This is a genomic window from Pseudomonas sp. ok266 (genome assembly GCF_900110195.1).
GTDB lineage: Bacteria > Pseudomonadota > Gammaproteobacteria > Pseudomonadales > Pseudomonadaceae > Aquipseudomonas > Aquipseudomonas neuropathica.
Genome location: NZ_FOCU01000003.1, coordinates 331,358 through 354,915 on the forward strand (window position 1 = coordinate 331,358; position 23,558 = coordinate 354,915).

Genomic DNA, 23,558 nt, shown 5'->3' on the forward strand with positions numbered 1-23,558 from the left:
CGATCATTCCCCCTGCGCCTTGAGCGTGGCTTCAACCTCCTCCGGCACCTTGACGAAAATCGTGTACTTGCCGCCCTCCATGGCTTCAAACGCAATCAGCTTTTCCACCAACAGCGCGTTGAGCACCTTGCCGGCATTGAGCAGCAGCATGCCGTTATCGGCATTGAGGTTGCGCGCCAGAATCATCCCCGCCGCCAGATCCCGAGTGGACAGCACCTTGACCGACGGATCGGCCAGCGTCACGTCGCTGAGGAACGCGGCACACACCTGAATGAAATCCTCGACCAGATCGGGATCGTACAAACGCCCGGCGTACTGGCGCAGGTACAGCAGCGCTTCATCGCTGTTCATCTGCCGCTCGAGGATCAGACCGCGCTGCAACTCGACGAAATCCACTGCCAGTTTCAGCAAGCGTGAGCCGAACGGAATGCCCTCGCCCTTGAGCCGGTCGGGAAAGCCGCTGCCGTCCCAGCGCTCCTGATGATGCAGGATCAGACGCGCCGCATCCTTCATCGGGTCCAGGGTCATGAGCAACGATTCGCTCTGCTTCGGATAGCTGCGATAGCGCTCGCGTTCGGTATGGCGCAGCAGATCCGAAGGCGTGGTCATCATCGCGTCGGTCCAGCTCAGTTTGCCAATGTTGTACAGCGCCGCCGCCATGGTCAGATCACGGCTGGTGGCCTCGTCCAGCCCGTGCTGTTTGCAGTAGCTGCGCACCAGCTCGATGATCTGCCGGTTGGTCTGTTTGGCAGGTGGCAAGCGCAGATTGGCCAGCAGCGAGAACACTTCGGTGCCGGTAACGTAGCTGTGCTTGAGCTCTTCGTACGCCAGATCGAGCATGTCGGCGGTCTGCTGCAGTTCGGCGGTGCGCGCTGCGACATGCTTTTCCAAAGTGCTGTTAAGCAGTTTGAGCTGGTCGTTTTGCACCCGGGTCAAGCGCTCCAGCCGTTGGCGCTCCTGCTCGGAATGCTGGTGTTCGAGGGACTGGCGCAGAATCAGCAACAGCTCTTCGTCATTCCACGGTTTGCTGATGTACCGGTGAATCTGCCCGTCATTGATGGCTTTGATGATCGCCGCCGGGTCGGCATAGCCGGTGAGCATGATCCGCGCCGTCGCCGGAAAACGTTCACGGACATGCGCCAGTAACGACGCACCGTCCATGCCCGGCATCCGCGCATCGCTCATCACCAGGTTGACCGGCTGCTGCGCGAGGATCTCCAGCGCCTGGGCGCCGCTGGTGGCCAACAGCAGATCGTAGGGTTGGCCGCGTAACAGGCGGCGCAGGCTGTTGAGGATCGACTCCTCGTCATCGACCAGCAGCACTGTGGGTCGATGCGCCGGCAGCGGCGCGGATGGCTCTTCCATGGCATGGCCTCAAGCAAACAGGGAAATTACGACGCACCGAGCCAACACTTCGCCGGTCCGCGCCTGAGTCCAAGGCTAGATGATTTTGGCCGGCATTCACGCCGATCTTTGTCCGGGGCCGAAAGCGCAGTGCCGGGGAGCCGACTATGCTGAAGACAGCGCAAGACTCCATCGGCTGATACAAACAGGCAAATGGCGAGGGAAAAGGATGCCCCGGATCACCACAGCATGCCTCCCCACGGGTGGCGCGGCATGACAGCGCCAACCGTGCACATCAATCGCCGCGTGCTGATCGTTGACGACAGCCCGGCGATCCATGGCGATTTTGCCAAGATTCTCAGCCCGGTCATCCCCGGTGACGATGGCTTGGGCGAAACCGAGAGCCTGTTGTTCGGCACCCCGTCCGCACCGCAAACCCAACATTTCGAACTGGATTCGGCGTTTCAGGGCCGCGAAGCCCTGGAAAAACTCGAGGCCGCGCTGGCAGAAAACCGCCCCTACGCCATGGCCTTCATCGACATGCGCATGCCACCGGGCTGGGATGGTCTGGAGACCATTGAACGGCTGTGGCAGGTCGACCCCAAGCTGCAAGTTGCGCTGTGCACGGCCTATTCCGATTATTCCTGGGAAGACATCGACCGGCGTCTGGCGCTGAACGACCGCTTGCTGATCCTGAAAAAGCCCTTCGACGCCATCGAGATCCGCCAGATGGCCAGCGCCCTCACGGTCAAATGGCAGATGACCGAAGACGCCGAGCTGAAGATGAGCCTGCTGGAGCAAGCGGTGCAGGAGCGCACCCGGGAGCTGTCCGACGCCAATGTGATCGTGCAGAACAGCCCGACCATTCTTTACCGTTTGCGCGGCGAACCCTCGTTTGCGCTGATGTACATCTCCCACAACATCACCCGTTACGGCCATGTCGCCGCCGACCTGGTGGGTTCGCCCGACTGGGCACAGGCGCTGATTCATCCGGACGATCAGGCGAACGTCGATGCGGCCATGGCCCGGGTGCTGGATCGGCATGCGTCGGGCGCGTCCATCGAGTTCCGCATGCGCACCGGCCAGGGCACCTGGCGCTGGGTGGAGAACCGCTACATCCCGGTGCGCGATGATGACGGCCGTCTGCTGGAAGTCGAAGGCATCATCCTCGACATCACCGAGCGCCGCCTGGCCGAGGACAAACTGGCCTTGCTCGCCCGCTCCGATGGCCTCACTGGGCTGGCCAATCGCGCCACGCTGATCGAGCGCCTGCATCAGGCGTTCGCCGCCGCACGACGAGGCGCCATGCCGTTCGCGGTGTTCTACCTGGACCTCGACCATTTCAAGCGGATCAATGACACCTTCGGCCACCCGGTGGGCGATCTGCTGCTGCAGGAAGTCGCCCGGCGCATCAAGTCCGATGTCCGCGAAAGTGACGTAGTGGCGCGGCTGGGCGGCGACGAATTCGCGATCCTGCAACTGGACGTCAGCGACCCGACCCAATCGGCCGCGATGGCCGCCAAGATTCGCGACACGCTGCTGGCGCCCTACCACCTGGCCGGTAATGCGCTGCATATTTCGGTGAGCATCGGCATCAGCAGTTACAGCTACCTCAGCCTCGATGCCGACGCGCTGCTCGGGCAAGCCGACATGGCGCTGTACCGCGCCAAGGAAATGGGCCGCAACCAGTACCACTTCCACTCCGAGGAAATCTCTCGGGAAGTGGCCGAACGCATGACCCTCGTCAGCGAATTGATGACCGCCCTCGAGGGCAATGAGCTGATGCTGCGCTATGCGCCGGAGGTCGATCTGCACAGCGGCAGGATTCTCGGCATGGAGGCACAAGTCCTCTGGCAGCATCCTCGTCGCGGCCTGCTGCAGGCCTGCGACTTCGTGCCGATTGCAGAGAAAACCGGCGCAATCATTCCGCTCGGGCGCTGGGTGCTGGATCACGCCTGCCACCAGATGCATCTGTGGCGTAACGAAGGCGTCGCGCCGCCCGTAATGGCGATCAAACTTTCGCTGGCCCAACTCAAGAGCGGCCCCGAGCTGATCTACAACGTGCTGCGCACCACCGCCCGTTGGGAACTCGCCCCTTGGGACCTGCGTTTCGATGTCACCGAGGCCACACTGGCCCAGACCAAGTGGACGCACAACGACGCGTTGCCGCGCCTGCGTGAACTGGGCGTGAGCATCGCCATCGATGATTTCGGCACCGAATATTCCTCGTTCGACTACCTGAAAACCTACCGGGTCAATCACCTCAAACTGGCGCAGAGTTTCGTCGACAGTGCCGCCCACGATGTTGCCAGTGCCAACGCCCTGCGCGCGATGGTCAACTTCGCCCGGGATCTGGACATCGACATCATTGCTGAAGGCCAGCCGTCGTCGGATCAACCGTGCACGCCGCCCTCCGCGCCCCCGCTGCCCAGCGCCCGGGGCATGTATTTCAGCGCAGCGGTCAGCGCCGAACAAGCCGGGCATTTGCTCAAGGACAGTTGCCGGCTGACGCCAAAGGAGGACGAGGCATGAAAACGCCTTTTCCGCAGACCAACCGGCGCATCCTGATCATCGACGACACGCCGGCGATCCACGATGACTTTCGCAAGATCCTCGCCCCGCAGGTGGCGGACGCCGTCGATTTGCAGCAACTGGAGCAGACGCTGTTCGGCACCCAGCAGACGCCGCACCTGAGCTTCCAGCTCGACTCCGCCTATCAGGGCCAGGAAGCGCTGGCGCTGGTCAACCGCGCACTGGCCAGTGGCAATCCCTACGCCCTCGCCTTTATCGACATGCGCATGCCGCCCGGCTGGGATGGCCTGGAAACCATCGAGCAACTGTGGCGGGTCGACCCGAACCTGCAAATCGCCTTGTGCACGGCGTACAGCGACTACAGCTGGGAAGCGATGGCCGAACGGCTGGAGTTCGGCGATCAGTTGCTGATCCTGAAAAAGCCGTTCGACAGCCTGGAAATCCGTCAGATGGCCAACGCCCTGACCTGGAAATGGCAACTGGCGCAGGACGCGGCGCTGAAGATGCTCAGCCTTGAGCGGACCATCGAAGCGCGGGTGCACGAACTGCTCAAGGTCTCGCACCTGCTGCAATACGACAGCCTCACGGAACTGCCCAACAGCACCTTGCTCGGTGATCGCCTGAGTCAGGCCATGGCCGTGTGCCGACGGCATGACAAACAATTGGTGGTGATGTTTCTCGGTCTGGATCGCTTCAAGCGCATCAACAATGCGCTGGGCCATCCGGCGGGTGACGAGATGCTCAAACGGGTCGCCCGGCAACTGTTGTCGTGCGTGCGTGATTCGGACTCGGTGTTTCGCTACGGTTCCGATGAGTTCGTGGTGATCCTCGGCGACATCAACCACCCTCAGCAAACCCACGGCATCGCGGAAAAACTCCTCGCCGCCATTCGCCTGCCGCAGACGATTGCCGGCCACGATGTCAGCGTCACCGCCAGCCTCGGCATCAGCGTCTACCCCGAAGACGGCCTCGAAGCCACCGAGCTGATCAAGAAAGCCGAGACCGCGATGCGCAACGTCAAGGAACAGGGGCCTGACAACATCGGCTTTTTTATCGAAGCCATGAACCAGCACGCCCGGGAACAGCACAGCATCGAGTCGGGCATTCGCCGCGCCCTGCAGGCGCATGAGTTCGTCCTGCACTACCAGCCGAAAATCGACCTGCGCAGTGCCAAAGTGGTGGGTGCCGAAGCACTGCTGCGCTGGCAGAAACCCGGGCATGGCTGGGTCTATCCGTCGGACTTCATCCCGGTGGCCGAGGACAGCGGCCTGATCGTGCCGTTGAGCAAATGGGTGCTGGCTGAAGCTTGTCGTCAGACCCGTGCCTGGCAACTGGCCGGACTGCCGCCGATCCGCATGTCGGTCAACACGTCACCCATCGATTTTCGCCAGCGTGACTTCGTTGCCGGCATCGAGCGCGTACTTGAACAGACAGGTCTGGCCCCCGAATGGCTGGAGCTGGAAATCACCGAAGGCGTGCTGATGCAAAACGTCGAGGCGACGATGACGGCGCTCAAGCGCCTGAAAACGCTGGGCACGCGTCTGGCCATCGATGACTTCGGCACCGGCTATTCCAGCCTGAGCTACTTGAGGCGATTTCCCATCGATGTGCTGAAGATCGACCAATCGTTCATTCGCAACCTGTGCAACGACCGCAACGATGCCGTGCTGGTGAGCGCCATCATCAACCTGGGCAAGAGTCTGGAACTGGACGTCGTCGCCGAAGGCATCGAAACCGCTGAACAACTGGCCTTTCTCAAGGCCCATCACTGCGAAGAAGGCCAGGGTTACTTTTTCAGCGAAGCCCTGCCCGCAGACGCATTTGCGCGGTTGCTGGCCGGTACGCAACCCGCGCCCTGGACGATTGAATGATCACTTTGAAACCGGCCTGGAGTCAGGGAGACAATTGCCGATGAGCCTTTTCCATTACGGCATGGCGTTGCTGCTGTGCGGAGTCTGTATCGGCGCCAGTGCCGAGCCGCTGGACGAGCCGCTCAAACCGCTGCCCGCGGTGCCGCAGCAGGATCCCCGGCGCGTGGAACTCGGTCGACGGCTATTCCACGAACCACGTTTGTCGATCAACAACACGCTGTCCTGCGCCAGCTGCCATCAACTCGACAAGAACGGTGCCGACAGCCGCGCCTTGTCTCTGGGCTTCGACGGCAAACCGGTGGCCGTCAACACACCGACCGTGTTCAACGCGGCCCTCAATTTCCGCCAGTTCTGGGATGGCCGCGTCGAAACGCTGGAGGAACAGAGCAACGTCGTCATCACCAGCCCCCATGAAATGGGCAGCGACTGGCGCACCGTGATCGAACGCATCGGCAACGACCCCGACTATCGTCGTGATTTCGCCGCCACCTACCCGGACGGCGTGACCCAGGCCAACGTCCAGCAGGCGCTGGCCAGTTTTGAACGCACCTTGCTGACGCCCAACTCACGCTTCGATCAATACCTGCTCGGCAACACCGACATCCTCACTCTGGAGGAAAAGTACGGTTACCAGCGCTTCAAGGAGTACGGCTGCATTGCCTGCCATCAGGGGGTCAACATCGGCGGCAACATGTTCCAGAAATTCGGCGTGTTCGGCGATTACATTGCCGATCGCGGCAACCCGACCGTGGCCGACCAGGGCCGCTTCAACGTCACCGCCGATGAAGCAGACCGGGCCGTGTTCAAAGTGCCGAGCCTGCGCAATGTCGCGATCACCGCGCCGTACTTTCACGACGGATCGGCCCCTACCCTCGAACGCGCTGTGGATGTGATGTTCCAGTACCAGTTGGGGCGGATGCCGAGCGCTGAGGACAAACGGCTGATCATGCTGTTCCTCACAACCCTGACCGGCCAAAGGGAGGTCCAGCCATGATCAACATCTCGCGGCGACGCAGCCTGTTATTGCTGACCCTGGTGGCCTTGGCGCTGGCCTCGATCCTGCTGTTTCTGTACTTCAAATCCAGCTCTGACCAGAGCATGACGTACACCGAATCGCGGGATCTGATCCGGCAGATCAAACAGCAGAATTCGCAGTGGGAGAACGAGATCCTCAAGGCCAGGGTGGCACTGACCCACAACTACGATCCACTGGTGTCACCGATGAATGAGATGAACCGGCTCTGGGCGCGCTTCGACGCGATCGAGTCCGGGCATGGGCGCAACGATTCGACGCAATGGAACGATGCTCACGAAAGCTTCCTGCAGGCGATGCAGGAAAAGACCCGTCTGGTCGAACAGTTCAAATCGCACAACGCACTGTTACGCAACTCCCTGGCTTTTTTGCCCACCGCTGAAGACGACATCCAACAGCAACTGGCCAGCCTGTCGGACTTCGATAAATTGCAGCTGCAAAACATCACCACCGACACCTACGACCTGCTGCTCAGCGCCCTCGAATTCGCCCAGATCACCTCCGACGACCGGGCCGCCGACATCGAGGTCGGCCTGAACAAACTGAAGGTCAATGCACAACGCCTGCCGCTCGCGTTTCAGACCCCGATCAAAATCCTGAGCAGCCATATCTCGCTGATTGCACGCGAGCAGCCAGTGGTCAATCAGTTGCTCGAAAGCATCGAAAACATCCCCGTGGCCGAGCGCCTCGACAACATCACCACCATGCTCGATCACGACCAGCAAAGCGCCGATCGGGTCGACCGGCAATACCACTTCTACCTGCTGTTGTTTTCGGTCTTGCTGGTGTTGTCACTGGTGTGGCTGGCCATTCGTTTGATCGGCAGTTTCGCCGAAATCAATCGGGTCAATAACGCCCTGCAAACGGCCAACGATGCACTGGAACAAAGAGTCGAAGAACGCACCCGGGAACTGCGGGACGCCCAGAGCGAACTGCTCGACGCGGCACGTCAGGCCGGCATGGCGGAAATCGCCACCAATGTGTTGCACAACGTCGGCAACGTGCTCAACAGCGTGAACATCTCCAGCGACCTGATTACGCGCAAGCTGCGCAACAGCAAGGCCCAAGGCCTGGGCAAGGCCATGCAACTGATCAACGAACACCCGGATGACCTCGGCGTGTTCCTCAGCGAAGACGCCAAGGGCAAATTGCTCCCCGGCTACCTCAACCAATTGGTGGTCGCCATTACCCAGGAACAGCAGGAAATGTTCGACGAGTTGAACCAGATGAACAAAAGCGTCGACCACATCAAGGACATCGTCGCCACCCAGCAATCCTATGCCGGTGCCAACAGCATGACCGAACCGCTGTTCATCAACGAATTGCTCGAAGACGCGTTGCGCATGAACGCCGGGGCACTCACCCGGCACCACGTCACGGTGGTCCGGGAGTACGCTGACGTGCCGCAGGTGATGGGCGACAAACACCGTTTGCTGCTGATCCTGATCAACCTCATCAGCAACGCCAAATACGCCATGTCCGACCTCAGCAACCGCCCCCGGACCATGACCCTGGCGGTCAAAATTGTCGATGACACCTTCCTTGAAATTAGCGTCAAGGATGACGGCGAAGGCATTTCGCCGGAAAACATGACGCGAATCTTTGCCCACGGTTTCACCACCCGCAAGGAAGGCCACGGCTTCGGTCTGCACAGTTGCGCCCTGGCCGCCATCGAGATGAACGGCCACCTCACCGCGCACAGCGACGGCCCGGGCCAGGGTGCATTGTTCACCTTGCAGATCCCCCTGATCAGCGTCACGGAGAGCGCATGAGCGAGCTGTCGAATCGCCGCATTCTGCTGATCGACGACATGCCGTCGATCCATGAAGACTTTCGCAAGATTCTCGCGCCGCCGGCGGCGCAGTCCGTGGAACTGGACGAGATGGAAGCGGCACTGTTTGGCGCTCAGGTGCGCGCCGAACGTCCGCCGTTCGAGCTGGACTCGGCCTATGGCGGCGAGGAAGGTCTGGGCAAGCTGAACCAGGCCTTGGCGGAACAACGCCCCTATGCGCTGGCCTTTGTCGACATGCGCATGCCCGACGGCTGGGATGGCGCGAAAACCATCGAGCATCTGTGGCTGCAGGATCCACAGTTGCAAGTGGTGGTCTGCACCGCCTACTCGGATTATTCCTGGGATGAACTGCTGGAGCGTCTGCAGGCGCATGACCGCTTGCTGATTCTGAAGAAACCGTTCGACAACATCGAAGTGCAGCAGATGGCCAACACCCTGCTGACCAAATGGCAGATGACCGAACGCGCGTCATTGCAAATGCATCACCTGGAACATCTGGTCGATCAACGCACGGCCCAGTTCAAGCAGGCCAGCGAAGACCTGCAACGGGAAATCGATGAGCGCAAGCAACTGGAAAGTCAGCTGGTACAGTCGGAAAAACTCGCCTCACTGGGGCAAATGGCGGCGGGCGTGGCCCATGAAATCAACAACCCGATCGGCTTCATCTCCTCCAACCTCGGCACCCTCGACGGCTACTTCAAACAATTGCTCAGCGTACTCGATGCCTGGCAGACGCTTGGGCCAACACCAGACAGCGAATCCGTGGCGCGGCTTGAGCAATTGCGCAAAGACGCCGATCTGGATTTTCTCCTCGAAGACATTCCGGTACTGATCCGCGAATCCAAGGAAGGCATTGGCCGGGTCGGGCAGATCGTCAAGGACCTGAAGGATTTCTCCCGGGTCGATAGCCAGCAGCAATGGCAGTGGGCCAATCTGCAACAAGGCATCGAGTCGACCCTGAACATTGTCGCCAGTGAACTCAAGTACAAGGCCGACCTGATCAAGGAGTACCAGCCCCTGCCGGACATCGAATGCCTGCCGTCGCAAATCAATCAGGTGATCATGAACCTGGTGGTCAATGCAGCGCAGGCCATGGGCCCCGAACGCGGCACCATCACCTTGCGCACCGGGCAACAACAAGACACGGCGTGGGTGGAAGTCGCCGACACCGGCGCGGGGATTGCGCCGGACATCCTGCAGAAAATCTTCGATCCGTTCTTCACCACCAAACCCGTCGGCCAGGGCACCGGGCTGGGCCTGTCCCTGTCCTACGGCATTGTGAAAAAGCACGGTGGCGACATTTCGGTACGCAGCGAACCCGGGGTGGGCACGACCTTTCGCATCGAGTTGCCGATGCGTCAGAACCGGCCCGCGGCCTGAAGACGCCTCAGGTCGCTTCCTGAAAGTCCATTTCCGGTGGCTGGCGACGGAAACCACCGGTGAGTACTGCCAGGTAAACTACGCCGATCGCCAGCCAGCTCAAGCCCAGGTACACCGCCAGGTGATCGAGGCTGACCATCAGCCACAAGTCCGCCACCAGCCCGATCAACGGGCAGAGCAGCGCGCGGGATGGTGCGGCGTGGATCGCGGGTTTCTTCGGTCAGCGTGCTGACCGCATCGAAGCCGAGGAACGAGTAGCAGGCGATGGCCGCGCCGCTCATGATCAGCGGCATCTGCATGTCGCCGTTGAAGAACGGCTTGATCGACCACAACGGCGTGCTCGCATCGCCACCGATGTAGTGCACGCACAGCGCGACGAAAGCGATCAGCACGAGGAACTGCACCAGCATCAGCAAGGCGTTGATGCCGTTGGCCAGTTTCAGGCCGATGATGTTGATCGCGCTGGTGATGCCGATAAAGGCCAGCACCCAGATCCATTGCGGGATCGACGGGAATGCAGCGGCCATGCGCCCGTAACTCATGGCGGTGAAGAACATCGCCACCAGCGCCGCCAGATACGCGGCGGGGACCATGCCGGCGGTGGACTGGGCGAGGATGCCGAAGGTGCCGAGGACAATGATCGGCGTCATGTAGGCGATGCCGAACAGCACCACCGCCCCTAATGAAAGGGTGCGTTGCAAACGAGCCATGGGCGACTTACTCCGAATGTTATTGGATTTATGGCAGAGCCGGGTTCGGCGAATGTTTTCGGGTGTGGCTGATCGTTCCCACGCTCTGCGTGGGAATGCCTCAATGGACGCTCTGCGTCCGCTCTTGGGACGCGGAGCGTCCCGGGCTGCATTCCCACGCAGAGCGTGGGAACGATCGGGTAAAACCTGAGTTCGACCCGTTGCTTCAGGTCGGCGTAACTCGAGCAATCAACTCGATCAGTCCCCTCTCCCTCCGGGAGAGGGCTAGGGTGAGGGCAGTGGTCAACGGCGTGGAATCAACAACTCGCGAACACCATCACCGTGCTCCAGCACCTCCCCCGGCAACTTCAAGCGCTGATCATCCAGATAGCGGTAATCCCTGCGCGCAATCTCCAACCGCGCGAAATCCAGTTCAACGCAGAACGTCCCTTCCTCACGCCCGGCCTCGAACAACAACGTCCCCAGCGGATCGACCAGCGCACTGCCACCGGCAAACATCAAACCGTCATCCCCGGCCTCGACGCGATTGACCATCAACGCAAAGGCCTGATTCTCCTGGGCACGGGCCATGATCGCGGTGCGGTGAGTCGGCGCGTACGGGTCCATGTTGCCGTTAGTCACGATCAGCAACTCGGCACCCAGTTGCGCCAAGGCACGGGCCGACTCCGGAAACTCGATGTCGTAGCAGATCAGCAGGCCAACGCGCACACCGTTCCACTCGCAGGTGGCGTAAAGGTCGCCGGCCTCGAACACGCCGCGATCCGACGCCCACAGATGAGTCTTGCGGTATTTCAGGGCAATGCCTTCAGGAGTGATCAGCAACGTGGTGTTGTAGAAGCGACCGTTGTCGTTCTCGGCCATGCCAATCACCACGGCGATGTCGCGTTCACGCGCCGCGGCCCGCACCGCGCTGACGGTCGGGCCGTCGAGCGGTTCGGCGGTTTGCGCCACGGTTTCGGCCGTCGGGAAGCCCATCAGGTGGGTCTCCGGGAACACGATCAATTGCGTGTCGGCCGCACACGCGGCAATCGCTGCCAGTGCGCGTCCGAGGTTGTAGGCCGTGGCATTGTCACGGCCTGCCAATTGCGCGAGTTCGACTTTCATGGGAATTCCTTGTGATAAGCGGCGGGCGCTGAAAGATTGCCCGGTGGCTGTCTGTGGGCCAGTATGCGCAGCAAGCAGCCGGCCAGGGAATTACGCGGCCGGGGTAACCCGATAGGGGTAGATCGATGACACTTTCGTTTGACGACATCACCTGGCACCGCGCCGTCGGGCAACTTATCGATGCGCTGGACAAGCCGAATTTCTGGGCGCAACTGGTGCGTCTGCTCGATCAGTACGTGCCGTTCGATAGCTGGGTGGCGCTGCTGTTCAGCGCCGATCAACACCCGCAAGTCTTCGCCGAATGCCCGGGCGAAGATGGCAGCCCCGATCAGTTGTTTCAGGATTATCTGCGTGGTCTGTACCTGCTCGACCCGTTCTACATCGCCTGTCGCGAGCAAACCCGCACCGGTCTGTATCGCCTCTCGGAAGTGGCGCCGGAGCATTTCGAACTGACCGAGTATTACCAGCGATACTTTCGTCTGAATGTCGTGGCCGATGAAATCCAGTTCAATTGTCAGCTCGAAGGTGATCGCACGTTGTGCCTGTCGCTGGGCAGTGAAAAACGTTTCACTGGCGAACAGATTGCCCTGCTGTCATTGATTCAGCCTTGGGTGCTGGGCCTGTTGCGCCAGCGCCTGCCCTACGAGATCAACGAAACCGTGGCCCTCGCCGCCCCTGCCCGGGCTGACTGGCGGGTGCAACTGGAGGCGTCGGTGCAGCAACTCAAGGGCACGCAGTTGACTGCCCGGGAACTGGATGTCGGGCGTTTGATGCTCAGCGGTTGCTCCAGTAAAGAAATCGCCCGTAAGCTGGAAATCTCCGTAGAAACCGTGAAAGTCCATAAGAAACACATGTACAGCAAGCTGGGAATCAAATCCCAGTCCGAGCTGTTTTCGATTTTTCTTCAGGCGCAAAACGCCTGAAACAGCGCGATTTAAGCTTTTTTGTGGGAGCGAGCTTGCTCGCGAAGGGGCCATCACATCCAACATTCATGTTGGCTGATCCACCGCATTCGCGAGCAAGCTCGCTCCCACAAGGAACTGCGGCGCTGATTATTCCGAGTCCGAACCAAGGAAACCGTATGAGCCTGTCACTCCTGAGCCGCTACGCCTTCTTTGCCGTCTGCGTGATTTTCACCCTCGCCAGCCTGCCTTTCCTCGAACATGACTGGCTATGGCCAATCACCGCCGTCACCGGCGTGCTGAGCCTGATCGGTCTGTTCGACCTGCTGCAAAGCCCGCACGCGGTACGGCGCAACTACCCGATCCTCGGTAATATCCGCTATCTGGTTGAAGGCATCCGCCCGGAGATCCGCCAGTACCTGCTGGAGTCCGACAGCGATGCCCTGCCCTTCTCCCGCGCCCAGCGCTCGCTGGTCTATTCGCGAGCGAAAAACGAAACCGCTGACAAACCGTTCGGCACGCTGATCGATGTCTATCAATCCGGTTTCGAATTCATCGGCCACTCGATGCGTCCGGCACCGCTGAGCGACCCGAGCAGTTTCCGCGTCACCGTCGGTGGCCCGCAGTGCAGTCAGCCGTACTCGGCCTCGGTATTCAACATCTCGGCGATGAGCTTCGGTTCGCTCAGCGCCAATGCCATTCGCGCGTTGAACCAGGGCGCGAAACTCGGCAACTTCGCCCACGACACCGGTGAAGGCAGCATCAGCCCATATCACCGCGAACACGGCGGCGACCTGACCTGGGAGCTGGGCAGTGGCTACTTCGGCTGCCGCACCAGCGACGGCCGTTTCGACCCGGAACGCTTCGCCACCCAGGCACAGAACCCGCAAGTGCGGATGATCGAAATCAAGATGAGCCAAGGCGCGAAACCCGGCCACGGCGGCATCCTGCCCAAACACAAAGTCACCAAGGAAATCGCCGAAACACGCGGCATCCTGATGGGCGAAGATTGCGTCTCGCCGTCACGTCACAGCGCGTTTTCCACGCCGATCGAAATGATGCAGTTCATCCAGCAACTGCGTGAACTGTCCGGCGGCAAACCGGTAGGCTTCAAGTTCTGCCTCGGCCATCCGTGGGAGTTCATGGGCATCGCCAAAGCCATGCTGGAAACCGGCATCCTCCCGGACTTTATCGTCGTCGACGGCAAGGAAGGTGGCACCGGCGCCGCACCGGTCGAGTTCACCGACCACATCGGCGTACCGATGCGCGAGGGCCTGCTGTTTGTCCACAACACCCTGGTCGGTCTGAACCTGCGCGACAAGATCAAACTCGGCGCCAGCGGCAAGATCGTCAGCGCCTTCGACATCGCCAGCGTGCTGGCCATCGGCGCCGACTGGGCCAACTCCGCACGCGGCTTCATGTTCGCCATCGGCTGCATTCAATCGCAGAGCTGCCACACCAACAAATGTCCGACCGGCGTCGCCACCCAGGACGCCCTGCGCCAGCGCGCCCTCGTCGTCCCGGACAAGGCGCAGCGCGTGTTCAACTTCCACCGCAATACCCTCAAGGCACTGGCGGAAATGCTTGCCGCAGCTGGGCTGGAACATCCGTCGCAACTGTCGGCCAAGCACTTGGTGCGGCGCATGTCGGCGACCGAGATCAAGTTGTTCTCGCAGTTGCACGTGTTCCTGAAACCGGGGGAATTGCTCACCGGGGAAGTGAATGGCGAGTTTTACTCGCGGATGTGGCAGATGGCGCGGGCGGACAGTTTTGAGCCGCAGGAAGTGGTGGCGGCGTAACGGCCAATGCGCCAGTCTGCGCAACGTACTGGCGCGTTACTGCTGATTTTGGCGCAACAAGACAAACCGGAAAAACAGGTAGCCCGACGACAGATTGAACAGTGTGAACGACGCCACTGTGGCCAATCCATGCCAGTGCTGCGCATCGGCAAGCAAACCGATGGCAAAACTCACCCCGCCCATCCCGCCGATAAACAAAAGATAACCAAGCATCGACGTATTGCGCTCAAAGGTATACAGCACATTCACGTAAAACGAGAACGCCGCGGCCACGCAAAACGCGGCGAAATTACTCGCGGCTTGAGTCAGCCCCGCGGCGGTGCACAGGACAAAAAATATTTGCCAGTGAATCAGTCCATCGGCGAGGCCGATCACACTCAATGCAGAGAATCCTTTCATCTCGGTTCCTTGCCAAAGCCGTTTTTGGCGAACAGCCAACCTAGGTCATCACGCGCTGGCGGTCTACTGTCAGAAATTACAGGTCAAGGGTCGATTACGACGAATGGTCAGCACTTCACCCCATGGCGGTTATGTATCGCCGGGCTACGACAGTGCCAACAAAAAAGCCCCGGTCTCGCGACCGGGGCTTGGTTGATGCAGACGCTAAAACTTACGAAGCCGAACGCGCCGCACCTTGCGCTACGTTGCTCGGTTGCAGCTTGAACACGTAGAACAACACGGTCAGCAGCACCAGGAACGCAGGCCCCACATAGAGCGCCACGCGGGTGTCCGGGAAGTACGCCATCAGGCCGACTACCAGCACCAGAAACGCTAGCGCAAAGTACGAGCTGACCGGGTACAGCCACATCTTGTACTTGAGGCCGGCACGTTCGCTGGCGCTCAGGCCTTTGCGGAATTTCAGTTGCGCCAGCAGGATCATCACCCAGGTCCAGATTGCGCCGAAGGTGGCAATCGAGGTCACCCAGACAAAGACTTTTTCCGGCACCAGATAGTTGAGCAGCACGCCCAGCAACAACGCACCGATCGACAGCAACAGCGCACGACGCGGTACACCGTTATTCGAAGTCTTGGCAAAACCGGCCGGTGCCTGGCCGTTCTGCGCCAGGCTGTAGAGCATGCGTCCGGTGCTGAAGATACCGCCGTTGCACGACGACAACGCTGCGGTGATCACCACGAAGTTGATGATGCCGGCGGCAGTCTTGATGCCCAGACGCTCGAAAGTCATCACGAACGGACTGCCCTGGGTGCCGATTTCGTTCCACGGGTAGATCGACAGAATCACGAACAGTGCGCCGACGTAGAACAGCAGAATCCGCCAGAACACCGAGCCGATCGCATCGGGAATGGTCTTCTGCGGGTTCTTCGCTTCACCGGCGGTCAGGCCGATCATCTCCACGCCGAGGTAGGCGAACATGACCATTTGCAGGGACATCAACACGCCGGTCACGCCGTTGGGCATGAAGCCACCGTGGGCCCACAGGTTGGAAATCCCCAGTGCCACGCCGTCATTGCCGAACCCGAAGGCGATGATGCCGACGCCGCCGATCACCATCGCAATGATGGTGACGATCTTGATCAGGGCGAACCAGAATTCGAACTCACCGAAGGCCTTTACCGCGATCAGGTTGACCGAACCCATGCTGACCAGCGCCGCGAGGGCCCAGATCCAGCGCGGTACATCGGGAAACCAGATACCCATGTACACGGCCACTGCGGTGATTTCCGCGACGCAGGTCACCAGCCACAGGAACCAGTAATTCCAGCCCGTGAGGAAGCCCGCCAACGGGCCAAGGTAGTCTTGCGCGTAACGGCTGAACGAGCCGGCGACCGGGTTGTGCACGGCCATTTCACCGAGAGCGCGCATGATCACCAGGATCGCCAGACCACCCAGAATGTACGACAGCATGATCGCCGGGCCGGCCATTTCGATGGCCTTGGCGGAACCTAAAAACAGACCGACGCCGATACAGGCACCGAGTGCCATGAGGCGAATATGCCGTTCGCCGAGTTCGCGTTTGAGCGGACCGCCCTGAGCGGTGTCGCCGTGAGGCAGTTGATTGCCGACTGGCATAGGGGTGCAACCTCGTCTTGTTATTGGATATGACCACCGAGTGTCGAAGCGTCGGCCGATAAGCCCTGGCTTGAAATGAAACCGCGCCTGCTTTGTGAGCAGACACGTCTTGCAGGACAGCCTGCAAGATCAGCGGGACGTGCAGTATAAAAAGCCTTTGGCAGGGCATTTCACTCTATAAATCACAAGATTAAGGGGGAGTTACCGCAAAGAAGGCAGTTGATCGAGCAGATCAACTGGTAGCTGTAGGAAAACTCGCCACTAAAAGCGGTGGCGAGTATTGCACAACCTTGGTGCATCGTCTTTTCAACGTGCGTTTTTTATCCAGAGGAATCCGCTATCAGGCCGCGCTGCTTTGCCGCGCTGGGTCGGTCACGGTTTTCACGACTTTGGAACCGGTTCTGATGATCTTGTTCTGAGGAAAGGCTTTCGCCTGTCGGGTTGGCTTGTCAAAAAAACCGGGATCTTTTACGGAATATTGTGCAATGGTCGGGGCACCGTACTGGGCTTGGTAGTGAAGCATCCATTCACCCGTCGTCCGCTCATATTTCATGTAGGCGAACCCCGTCAGAATCATATACGCGTTGCCGCTTTCATCATTACTCAACCCGTAATCCGGAAACTCCATGGCGGTACTCAACCCCCAACCATGTTCGTGGTCGGGTAGATCGTTGTATTGAGCAGCTTCCTTGCCCGCTTCCACGTGTCTGACGCGCAGGACATTTTCCCCCATCTGATCCACGGTAAAAGAGCAGCCGCTGAACCCGGGCGTAAACACATGATCGGGTTCACCCCATCGCGGGTGAACGGGTATGTCCACGTATCCTCCCTGAGGAGCCCAATACCCCAACAACGCATTGCTCTGATGTGGCAGTTCGTTAGGGGTACTCCACACGCTGATGGCATTGAACTCACTGTCCACCGCGCCGGACGTGGTCATCCGTTGCATGGAAAAAATCATCTGCCCTCCTCCTTGGGTATTGGTCATTTGCGGGTCTACGTTGAGGACATCCGACCAGAACTGCGACTTGAAAAGATCAGTGCTGACAGGAAGATGATCAAATTGTGGGGCGGCCAGAGCCTGATGAATATTCGTCGGCCTGCCCGTGAAAGGGACGAATTCAAATGGCCCCCAATCATAGGAAAGATGGCGAACATCGTTGAGCGTCACCACTTCGATCCGCGGCTCCCACAGGCCGTTGGGCAAAAGTTCGCGGCTGAAAGGCGGGCGCAGCCAGACGGGTCTGCCGGAGGTACCTGGCTGCTGTCCGCTGACAACGTCCGTTTCATGCAGATCATCGGTAATATTGCCGCCGAACAGCGACTGCGGTTGCCATTGATCCGGCGCCACTTGCCGGTATCTGCGAGGCGCAAGTTCGTTGAAAGCCGAATCGACGAGGAGGACGTCGACACTTTCCGCGTTCAGGGTGAAATCATTCTTGACCCGGTACACCGCGACCTTGCCGCGCTCATCTATATTGCGGATATAACGGCGCAGTCCATCAGCACTTTGCAAGATGCCTTTGCCTGCCGGGCTGAGACGCGCGAGTTCGGATGGTTTGACGGCATAGCGACGAAACTGCCTGTTACTGAACCCGGCCGGTGGCGGTTCGACCGATGTCGAAGGCGGCGGCAAGGCATGCTTCCATTCGCCAGCGCCATCTTGTTCAACAATCGGCTGATAAGCCTGCGGTTTGTTCGGGTGCAGAATTCTCGATTGCCCGGTGGCCGGTTCGATGACTTTCTCGAAGACGCCGTCCTCGACCTTCACATAGTGTCTGGCGCCGACCGCAAACTGATTCTGTGGATCAGGCTCCACGTCTGCCAACGACACATCGCTTCGATAGGGTACAAGGTCAGGCTTCCACAAACGCTTCTGTCCACCGGGCATTTCAATCGGCGTGAATTCCGAATGAACGCCGGCCAGCAACGGCAGCGTCGCCACACCAATGCCGATGTTTTCCAGCACGTCGGTGATGTGTTCCCAACCAGCTTCCCTATCGCCCTTGCTGAGATCTTCAAGCCCCTCCAGCACTTCGTCCATCAGTTGCACGGCGGACACTCCGAGCATCACCAAGCCCAATGGAGGCACGGCAAAAGACAGTACATTCAGCGCGGCTAGGCCGACTTCGAGGAATATCGCGAGCAAGGATTGCTCATCCCGCACATCGGCATCGGCATTGGACACGGCAGCGTCGCGGGCATCCCTGAAAATCCGCTGGTTGAACTCCCGCTGCAATGTTGTCCAGATGTCATAGTGCTGGACCCAGGGATCACCTGAAGGGTCCAGCACCCTGAGCTGCAGAAGAAAATCGGGATCATGCTTTTGCCGACGGGTTTGATGATCCCATAGCCGCGGCTTGCCTGACGCCGTTGGAATCTCTTCGGTAAAGCTGTAGTAAAACGTCGACCGATCCCTGTAACGCAAGAACCGGCTGAAGAAATGCTGATAGGCCGTTGGCGCCTTGGGCGAGTCACTTTCAGCGCGGCGCACGAACTGTTCGGTCAATCGGGCCTTGAGTGCCGTCACTGTGGCGTAGTGCTTTACGGGATGATCGGGGTCGTCGGGAATGTAGGCGATGAAATCGTTATTGGCGAAACCGTCAACGGTCGGCAGCAGGTCATCCAGAATGCTTTCATCGTCCGGATCGGCGATCTCGAAAATGATACAGCTGTGTACGGGCAACTCATTGAAACTCAAGCTGCGATACCACAGCGTCTTACCGTCGACGTGAACAGGTTCCTGCCCTCCTGCACTCGACATCAACGCTGCAAAATGTTCCTGGCGAATATCACCCTTACATAAGGCAATATAACTCGCAGCCCTCAGTGCTGCTTTCTGGTAATTGACGAACAGCTTATTCAGTTTGTCGCGAGCATTGCCGTCAGCCCAATGAAGTTCATTATGCAAATAGGCCTGATACTGTTTGCCGATATCCAGTTGTCGGCATAACCCGATGAACTCATGAACATCAAGTCCGACGTCGATTGTCTTTCCACCTGAAACTGTCACATAGCAATTCGGTTTAAAAAAGAACATTGCCTTTTTATCAGGCGAATGGTTATGCAGGGCGGCGTCAAGCAGCGAAGCGGGTGGAACCTGCGAGCTGTGAAAATCACTTTTACCGGACAAATCCACCTGTACCCGATTGACGTCCAGATCCAGCCCGGCGCTTTCCTTGATGGCCTTTGCCAGCAATGGCGCGGCGAATTCATGAGGTGTTTGCACGGAGGCCATGGCGCTATTCAGCAACGTATGCGCCGCGACACTTTCTTCGATCAGGTGTCGCGCTTCTTCGCGTTGTTTCGGCGACGCAATCTTTAACCATTGTGGCGCATCGGCATCAAACGTCTTTAACATCTCAAGGTTTTCTTTTGACATACCCAACAGTGCTGACGGCGTTGCAGCCTTAACAATATCAATATGCTCGGCAATACTGAAAACCTGACCACGAGATTCCAACATGACTTCATCCCAGAGAAATAAAATTAAAGTCCGAGTTAACAACAAAACATTCAACAGGCGAAGCCCATGAGTACTACCAGACTTTAGCAACTTACATTCATATAAATAACCTTCACTAAAAAGTTACATATTTGTTTTCTTGATTCGCGGTCTCTCAAAGCGCCACGTCGCACCGCACTCTCCGTACCGGGGCTGCCAGCCGGCCCCCGATCGCACATTTTTTTCACCAGCCTCAACCACCGTCTAAGCTTCAGACAAGTCCGATCAATCTGCGTGAATGGATCAATCGACTATGGGCGCTTTGTGGCAAACCGATTCGAGTAAAGCCGTGGTTCCGACTGAACGAGTGGATGAAGCGCCTGTCCCTGAAAAACCCCGCCGCAACCGGCATGGGTGGAAGGCTTTCTGGTTGTTGCTGGTGATTATCGCGATCGTCGTGGGGCTGGCTGCGTCCAAGGAAATGCGCACTTCGCGCTTCCAGTCGCGTGAGCTCAGCCAATACGCCGCGTCGCTGACGTACACCCTCGAACCCGGTCCCAGTGAAGCCATTCGCTATCCGGGCAATGGGCCGTTCGATCTGCGCCTGGGTTACAGCTCGCTGGATGAGTTCCTGCCGCGCCTGCTCAAACGCAACTACGTCATCACCGAACAGGCGCGGTTTTCCCCGGCACTGCTCAGCTACACCGACAAAGGCCTGTTCGTGCCGTATTCGGAAAAGATTCAGGCCGGGCTGTCGATCACCGATTGCCGGGCCGCACCGCTGTACAAGTACAACTACCCACAACAGCTGTATTCAAGTTTCGAATCCATCCCGCCGGTGGTGGTCAGCAGCCTGTTATTCATCGAAAACCGCTTCCTGCTCGACCCGAAACAGCCGCTGGCCAACCCGGCGGTGGACTGGCCGCGCTTCGGCATGGCCGCGTGGTCGCAAGTGGCAAAATTGCTGCACCTGCCGGGGCAGTCGGCGGGCGGCAGCACGCTGGCGACGCAATTGGAAAAGTACCGGCATTCCCCGGATGGCCTGACGGTGTCCGGTGCCGAGAAACTGCGGCAGATGATGTCGGCCAGCGTGCGCGCCTATCAGCCCGGCCCGCAAACCCTCGGGGCACGGCAGAACATCGTGCGTGACTACCTCAACAGCGTGCCGCTGTCGGCGGTGCCGGGGCATGGCGAAGTGCATGGCATGGCCGAAGGCCTGCGCGTCTGGTACGGCAGCGACTTCAATCAGGCCAACGAACAACTGAACAGCCCGGCCACCGATGCGAAGACCATGGCTGCCAAAGGTTTGGCCCTGCGCGAGATGTTGTCGCTGATGATCGCCCAGCGCCGCCCTTCGCATTACCTGACCAAGGGCCGCGAAGAGCTTGCCGACCTCACCGACAGCCATTTGCGCCTGCTCAAACAGAACGGTGTGATCGACAACGCCCTGGCCGATGCCGCGCTGACCAGCAAGGTCACCTACCGCGACTGGCAGACCCAGCCGACCCTTCAACCGATCGAAACCAACAAGGGCATCAGCGTCGCCCGCAGTCGTCTGGCGAGCATGCTCAACCGGCCGCTGTACGACCTCGACCGCCTCGACCTCTCGGCCACCAGCACCCTGCAGGGCGACCTGCAAACCCAGGCCACCGCTTACCTGAAGAAACTCGCCGACCCGGCCTACGCCGCCGAAATCGGCTTGCTCGGTGAACGTTTGCTGACGCCGACCAGCACCACGCAAGTGCGCTACAGCTTTACCCTCTTCGAGCTGACCCCGGACGGTTCCCGCGTGCGGGTGCAGACCGATAGCACCGACCAGCCGTTCGATATCAACGAAGGCAGCAAACTCGAACTCGGCTCCACCGCGAAAATGCGCGTGCTCACCACTTACCTGCAAATCATCGCCGAACTGCACGACAAGTACGGCGCCATGAGCGTGCCGGAACTGAAGAAAGTCGAAGTCCCCGATCAGGACCGCTTGAGCCAGTGGGTCATCGATTACCTGATCCAGAACAAGGATCACGACCTGTCGAAGATGCTCGGCGCAGCCCTCGACCGCAAATACTCGGCCAGCCCCGGCGAGGCGTTTTTCACCGGCGGCGGCCTGCATGTATTCCACAACTTCCGCAAGGAAGACAACGGCCGCATACCGACCCTGCGCGATGCCCTGCGTGAATCGATCAACCTGCCGTTCATTCGGCTGATGCGCGATGTGGTGCGTTATGTCACTTATTCAGGGCCCAACAGCAGTGCCGAACTGCTCAAGGACGATCGCGATCCGCGCCGGCAGGAATACCTGGCAAGTTTCGCCGACCGCGAAGGTACGGCGTTCCAGCTCAAGTTCTGGAAAAAATACAGGAACAAAGACACACAGGCGCGTCTCGACACCTTCCTCGACAGCATGCGCCCGACACCGATCCGCATGGCCGCCGTGCATCGCTACCTGCTGCCCGATGCCAGTCAGGAAGACTTCAATACGTTCGTCCGCTCACACCTCAAAGGCACCAAGCTCACCGAAAAACTCACCGATGATCGCCTGATCCGTCTCTACGATTCCTATGGTCCCGGCAGTTACGATTTGCCCGATCAAGGCTTCATCGCCAAGGTGCATCCGCTGGACCTGTGGATGATGGGCTACTTGTTGAACCACCCGGACGCGACCTTCAGCGAGATCGTCAAGGCCAGCCACTTCGAACGTCAGGAAGTCTACAGCTGGCTGTTCAAGAGCAAGCACAAGGGCGCCCGCGACAGCCGTATTCGCACCATGCTCGAGATTGAAGCGTTCCTCGAAATTCACCAGCGCTGGCAGAAAGTCGGCTACCCGTTCGACCATCTGGTGCCGTCGCTGGCCACCGCGATTGGCAGCTCCGGTGACCGCCCTGCCGCACTGGCCGAGTTGATCGGCACCATCCTCAATGACGGCGTGCGCATGCCGACGCTGCGCATCGACAGCCTGCATTTCGCCGCCGGCACGCCTTACGAAACGCAACTGGTCAATGACCCGCACGTGGGTAAACGAGTGATGCCGTCCGAGGTCGCCACAGCCATGCGCGAGGCACTGTCGCAAGTGGTCGACGCCGGTACAGCAAAACGTGTTTCCGGCAGTTTCAAACTGGCTGATGGCAGCCCACTGGCCATGGGTGGCAAAACCGGGACCGGCGACAACCGGATCGAAGCCATCGGTTCGGGCGGACGCATCCTCAGTTCGAAGTCGATCAACCGCACGGCGACGTTCGTTTTCTACATTGGCGATCACCACTTCGGCACCCTCACCGCGTTCGTTCCGGGGCGTTCGGCAGAGAACTTCAAGTTCACCTCGGCCCTGCCAGTGCAGGTGCTCAAGGGCATGGCGCCGATTCTGACGCCGTATCTGCAACCGGGCAGCGACTCACAGTGCAACCCGACGCAGACCGCCAGCGTGGCGATGCTCGAAGCGCCGCGCCCTACAGCGAGGTAACAAATCGTGTCAGCTTTTTCTGCATCAGGGTGACGAATTTTCGCTTCAGCGGGTGGTATTTATATATTTTTCAGATTCGAATTTTCGTCGAATTGGCGCTGCGCAAAGCCGTTTGCCTCCCGATCTTTGAACTTTTGTTTTGCCCTGCCCTGAGTAG

The 23,558-nt window shown here is 59.5% G+C and carries 13 protein-coding genes and 1 pseudogene; 8 read left to right on the forward strand and 6 right to left on the reverse strand.

Annotated elements, in window-relative coordinates:
- Positions 1-3: 3 nt before the first annotated feature.
- Positions 4-1,365, reverse strand: coding sequence for a response regulator c-di-GMP phosphodiesterase, NosR family (locus BMY54_RS07250; protein ID WP_093430597.1), 1,362 nt, complete (start codon positions 1,363-1,365; stop codon positions 4-6).
- 252 nt (positions 1,366-1,617) lie between these two features.
- Between BMY54_RS07250 and BMY54_RS07255 the strand changes: the two genes are divergently transcribed.
- The 5 genes from BMY54_RS07255 to BMY54_RS07275 are packed head-to-tail and all read left to right on the forward strand — an operon-like array spanning position 1,618 to position 9,952.
- Positions 1,618-3,876: an EAL domain-containing protein gene (locus BMY54_RS07255; protein WP_175559562.1), complete on the forward strand. Its 2,259-nt coding sequence runs from the start codon at positions 1,618-1,620 to the stop codon at positions 3,874-3,876.
- A complete protein-coding gene (locus BMY54_RS07260; RefSeq protein ID WP_093430599.1) occupies positions 3,873-5,747 on the forward strand; it encodes a putative bifunctional diguanylate cyclase/phosphodiesterase in 1,875 nt (624 codons plus the stop codon). Before BMY54_RS07255 ends, BMY54_RS07260 begins: the two co-directional genes overlap by 4 nt.
- A gap of 40 nt (positions 5,748-5,787) precedes the next feature.
- Complete coding sequence (locus BMY54_RS07265; protein WP_093430600.1) at positions 5,788-6,741, forward strand: cytochrome-c peroxidase; 954 nt, start codon at positions 5,788-5,790, stop codon at positions 6,739-6,741.
- Positions 6,738-8,552 carry a DAHL domain-containing protein gene (locus BMY54_RS07270; RefSeq protein WP_093430601.1) on the forward strand — a complete coding sequence of 605 codons (1,815 nt, stop codon included), beginning with the start codon at positions 6,738-6,740 and terminating at the stop codon, positions 8,550-8,552. Before BMY54_RS07265 ends, BMY54_RS07270 begins: the two co-directional genes overlap by 4 nt.
- Positions 8,549-9,952, forward strand: a complete 1,404-nt coding sequence (locus tag BMY54_RS07275) for an ATP-binding protein (RefSeq protein ID WP_093430602.1) — start codon at positions 8,549-8,551, stop codon at positions 9,950-9,952. Before BMY54_RS07270 ends, BMY54_RS07275 begins: the two co-directional genes overlap by 4 nt.
- 7 nt (positions 9,953-9,959) lie before the next feature.
- Here the strand turns inward: BMY54_RS07275 and BMY54_RS07280 are convergent.
- Together BMY54_RS07280 and BMY54_RS07285 are read right to left on the reverse strand one after the other, a co-directional pair.
- A pseudogene (locus BMY54_RS07280) lies at positions 9,960-10,662 on the reverse strand (APC family permease).
- A gap of 282 nt (positions 10,663-10,944) precedes the next feature.
- Positions 10,945-11,766: a carbon-nitrogen hydrolase family protein gene (locus tag BMY54_RS07285; RefSeq protein WP_093430603.1), complete on the reverse strand. Its 822-nt coding sequence runs from the start codon at positions 11,764-11,766 to the stop codon at positions 10,945-10,947.
- A gap of 125 nt (positions 11,767-11,891) precedes the next feature.
- On the opposite strand from BMY54_RS07285, the gene BMY54_RS07290 reads away from it, so the two are divergent.
- Positions 11,892-12,689, forward strand: coding sequence for a helix-turn-helix transcriptional regulator (locus tag BMY54_RS07290; protein WP_093430604.1), 798 nt, complete (start codon positions 11,892-11,894; stop codon positions 12,687-12,689).
- A 158-nt stretch (positions 12,690-12,847) separates the two neighbouring features.
- Entirely contained in the window at positions 12,848-14,467 is a 1,620-nt protein-coding gene (locus BMY54_RS07295) for an FMN-binding glutamate synthase family protein (protein ID WP_093430605.1), read from the forward strand.
- Positions 14,468-14,503: 36 nt separating this feature from the next.
- Here the strand turns inward: BMY54_RS07295 and BMY54_RS07300 are convergent, their stop codons facing one another.
- From BMY54_RS07300 to BMY54_RS07310, 3 genes are all read right to left on the reverse strand, one after another.
- Positions 14,504-14,866 carry a polysaccharide synthesis protein GtrA gene (locus BMY54_RS07300; protein ID WP_093430606.1) on the reverse strand — a complete coding sequence of 121 codons (363 nt, stop codon included), beginning with the start codon at positions 14,864-14,866 and terminating at the stop codon, positions 14,504-14,506.
- Positions 14,867-15,077: 211 nt separating this feature from the next.
- The gene (locus BMY54_RS07305) at positions 15,078-16,499 is read right to left on the reverse strand and encodes an amino acid permease (RefSeq protein ID WP_093430607.1); all 1,422 of its coding nucleotides are present in this window, start codon (positions 16,497-16,499) and stop codon (positions 15,078-15,080) included.
- A 340-nt stretch (positions 16,500-16,839) separates the two neighbouring features.
- Entirely contained in the window at positions 16,840-19,965 is a 3,126-nt protein-coding gene (locus tag BMY54_RS07310; protein WP_139213386.1) for a dermonecrotic toxin domain-containing protein, read from the reverse strand.
- 292 nt (positions 19,966-20,257) lie between these two features.
- Here BMY54_RS07310 and BMY54_RS07315 point away from each other — a divergent pair, with 292 nt between their 5' ends.
- Positions 20,258-23,401: a transglycosylase domain-containing protein gene (locus BMY54_RS07315; protein WP_093430609.1), complete on the forward strand. Its 3,144-nt coding sequence runs from the start codon at positions 20,258-20,260 to the stop codon at positions 23,399-23,401.
- Positions 23,402-23,558: the final 157 nt, after the last annotated feature.

Coding starts and splice junctions, on each gene's coding strand:
- BMY54_RS07250 (WP_093430597.1), bottom strand. CDS start 1,365: ATGGAAGAGCCATCCGCGCCGCTGCCGGCGCATCGACCCACAGTGCTG.
- BMY54_RS07255 (WP_175559562.1), top strand. CDS start 1,618: ATGACAGCGCCAACCGTGCACATCAATCGCCGCGTGCTGATCGTTGAC.
- BMY54_RS07260 (WP_093430599.1), top strand. CDS start 3,873: ATGAAAACGCCTTTTCCGCAGACCAACCGGCGCATCCTGATCATCGAC.
- BMY54_RS07265 (WP_093430600.1), top strand. CDS start 5,788: ATGAGCCTTTTCCATTACGGCATGGCGTTGCTGCTGTGCGGAGTCTGT.
- BMY54_RS07270 (WP_093430601.1), top strand. CDS start 6,738: ATGATCAACATCTCGCGGCGACGCAGCCTGTTATTGCTGACCCTGGTG.
- BMY54_RS07275 (WP_093430602.1), top strand. CDS start 8,549: ATGAGCGAGCTGTCGAATCGCCGCATTCTGCTGATCGACGACATGCCG.
- BMY54_RS07285 (WP_093430603.1), bottom strand. CDS start 11,766: ATGAAAGTCGAACTCGCGCAATTGGCAGGCCGTGACAATGCCACGGCC.
- BMY54_RS07290 (WP_093430604.1), top strand. CDS start 11,892: ATGACACTTTCGTTTGACGACATCACCTGGCACCGCGCCGTCGGGCAA.
- BMY54_RS07295 (WP_093430605.1), top strand. CDS start 12,848: ATGAGCCTGTCACTCCTGAGCCGCTACGCCTTCTTTGCCGTCTGCGTG.
- BMY54_RS07300 (WP_093430606.1), bottom strand. CDS start 14,866: ATGAAAGGATTCTCTGCATTGAGTGTGATCGGCCTCGCCGATGGACTG.
- BMY54_RS07305 (WP_093430607.1), bottom strand. CDS start 16,499: ATGCCAGTCGGCAATCAACTGCCTCACGGCGACACCGCTCAGGGCGGT.
- BMY54_RS07310 (WP_139213386.1), bottom strand. CDS start 19,965: ATGTTGGAATCTCGTGGTCAGGTTTTCAGTATTGCCGAGCATATTGAT.
- BMY54_RS07315 (WP_093430609.1), top strand. CDS start 20,258: ATGGGCGCTTTGTGGCAAACCGATTCGAGTAAAGCCGTGGTTCCGACT.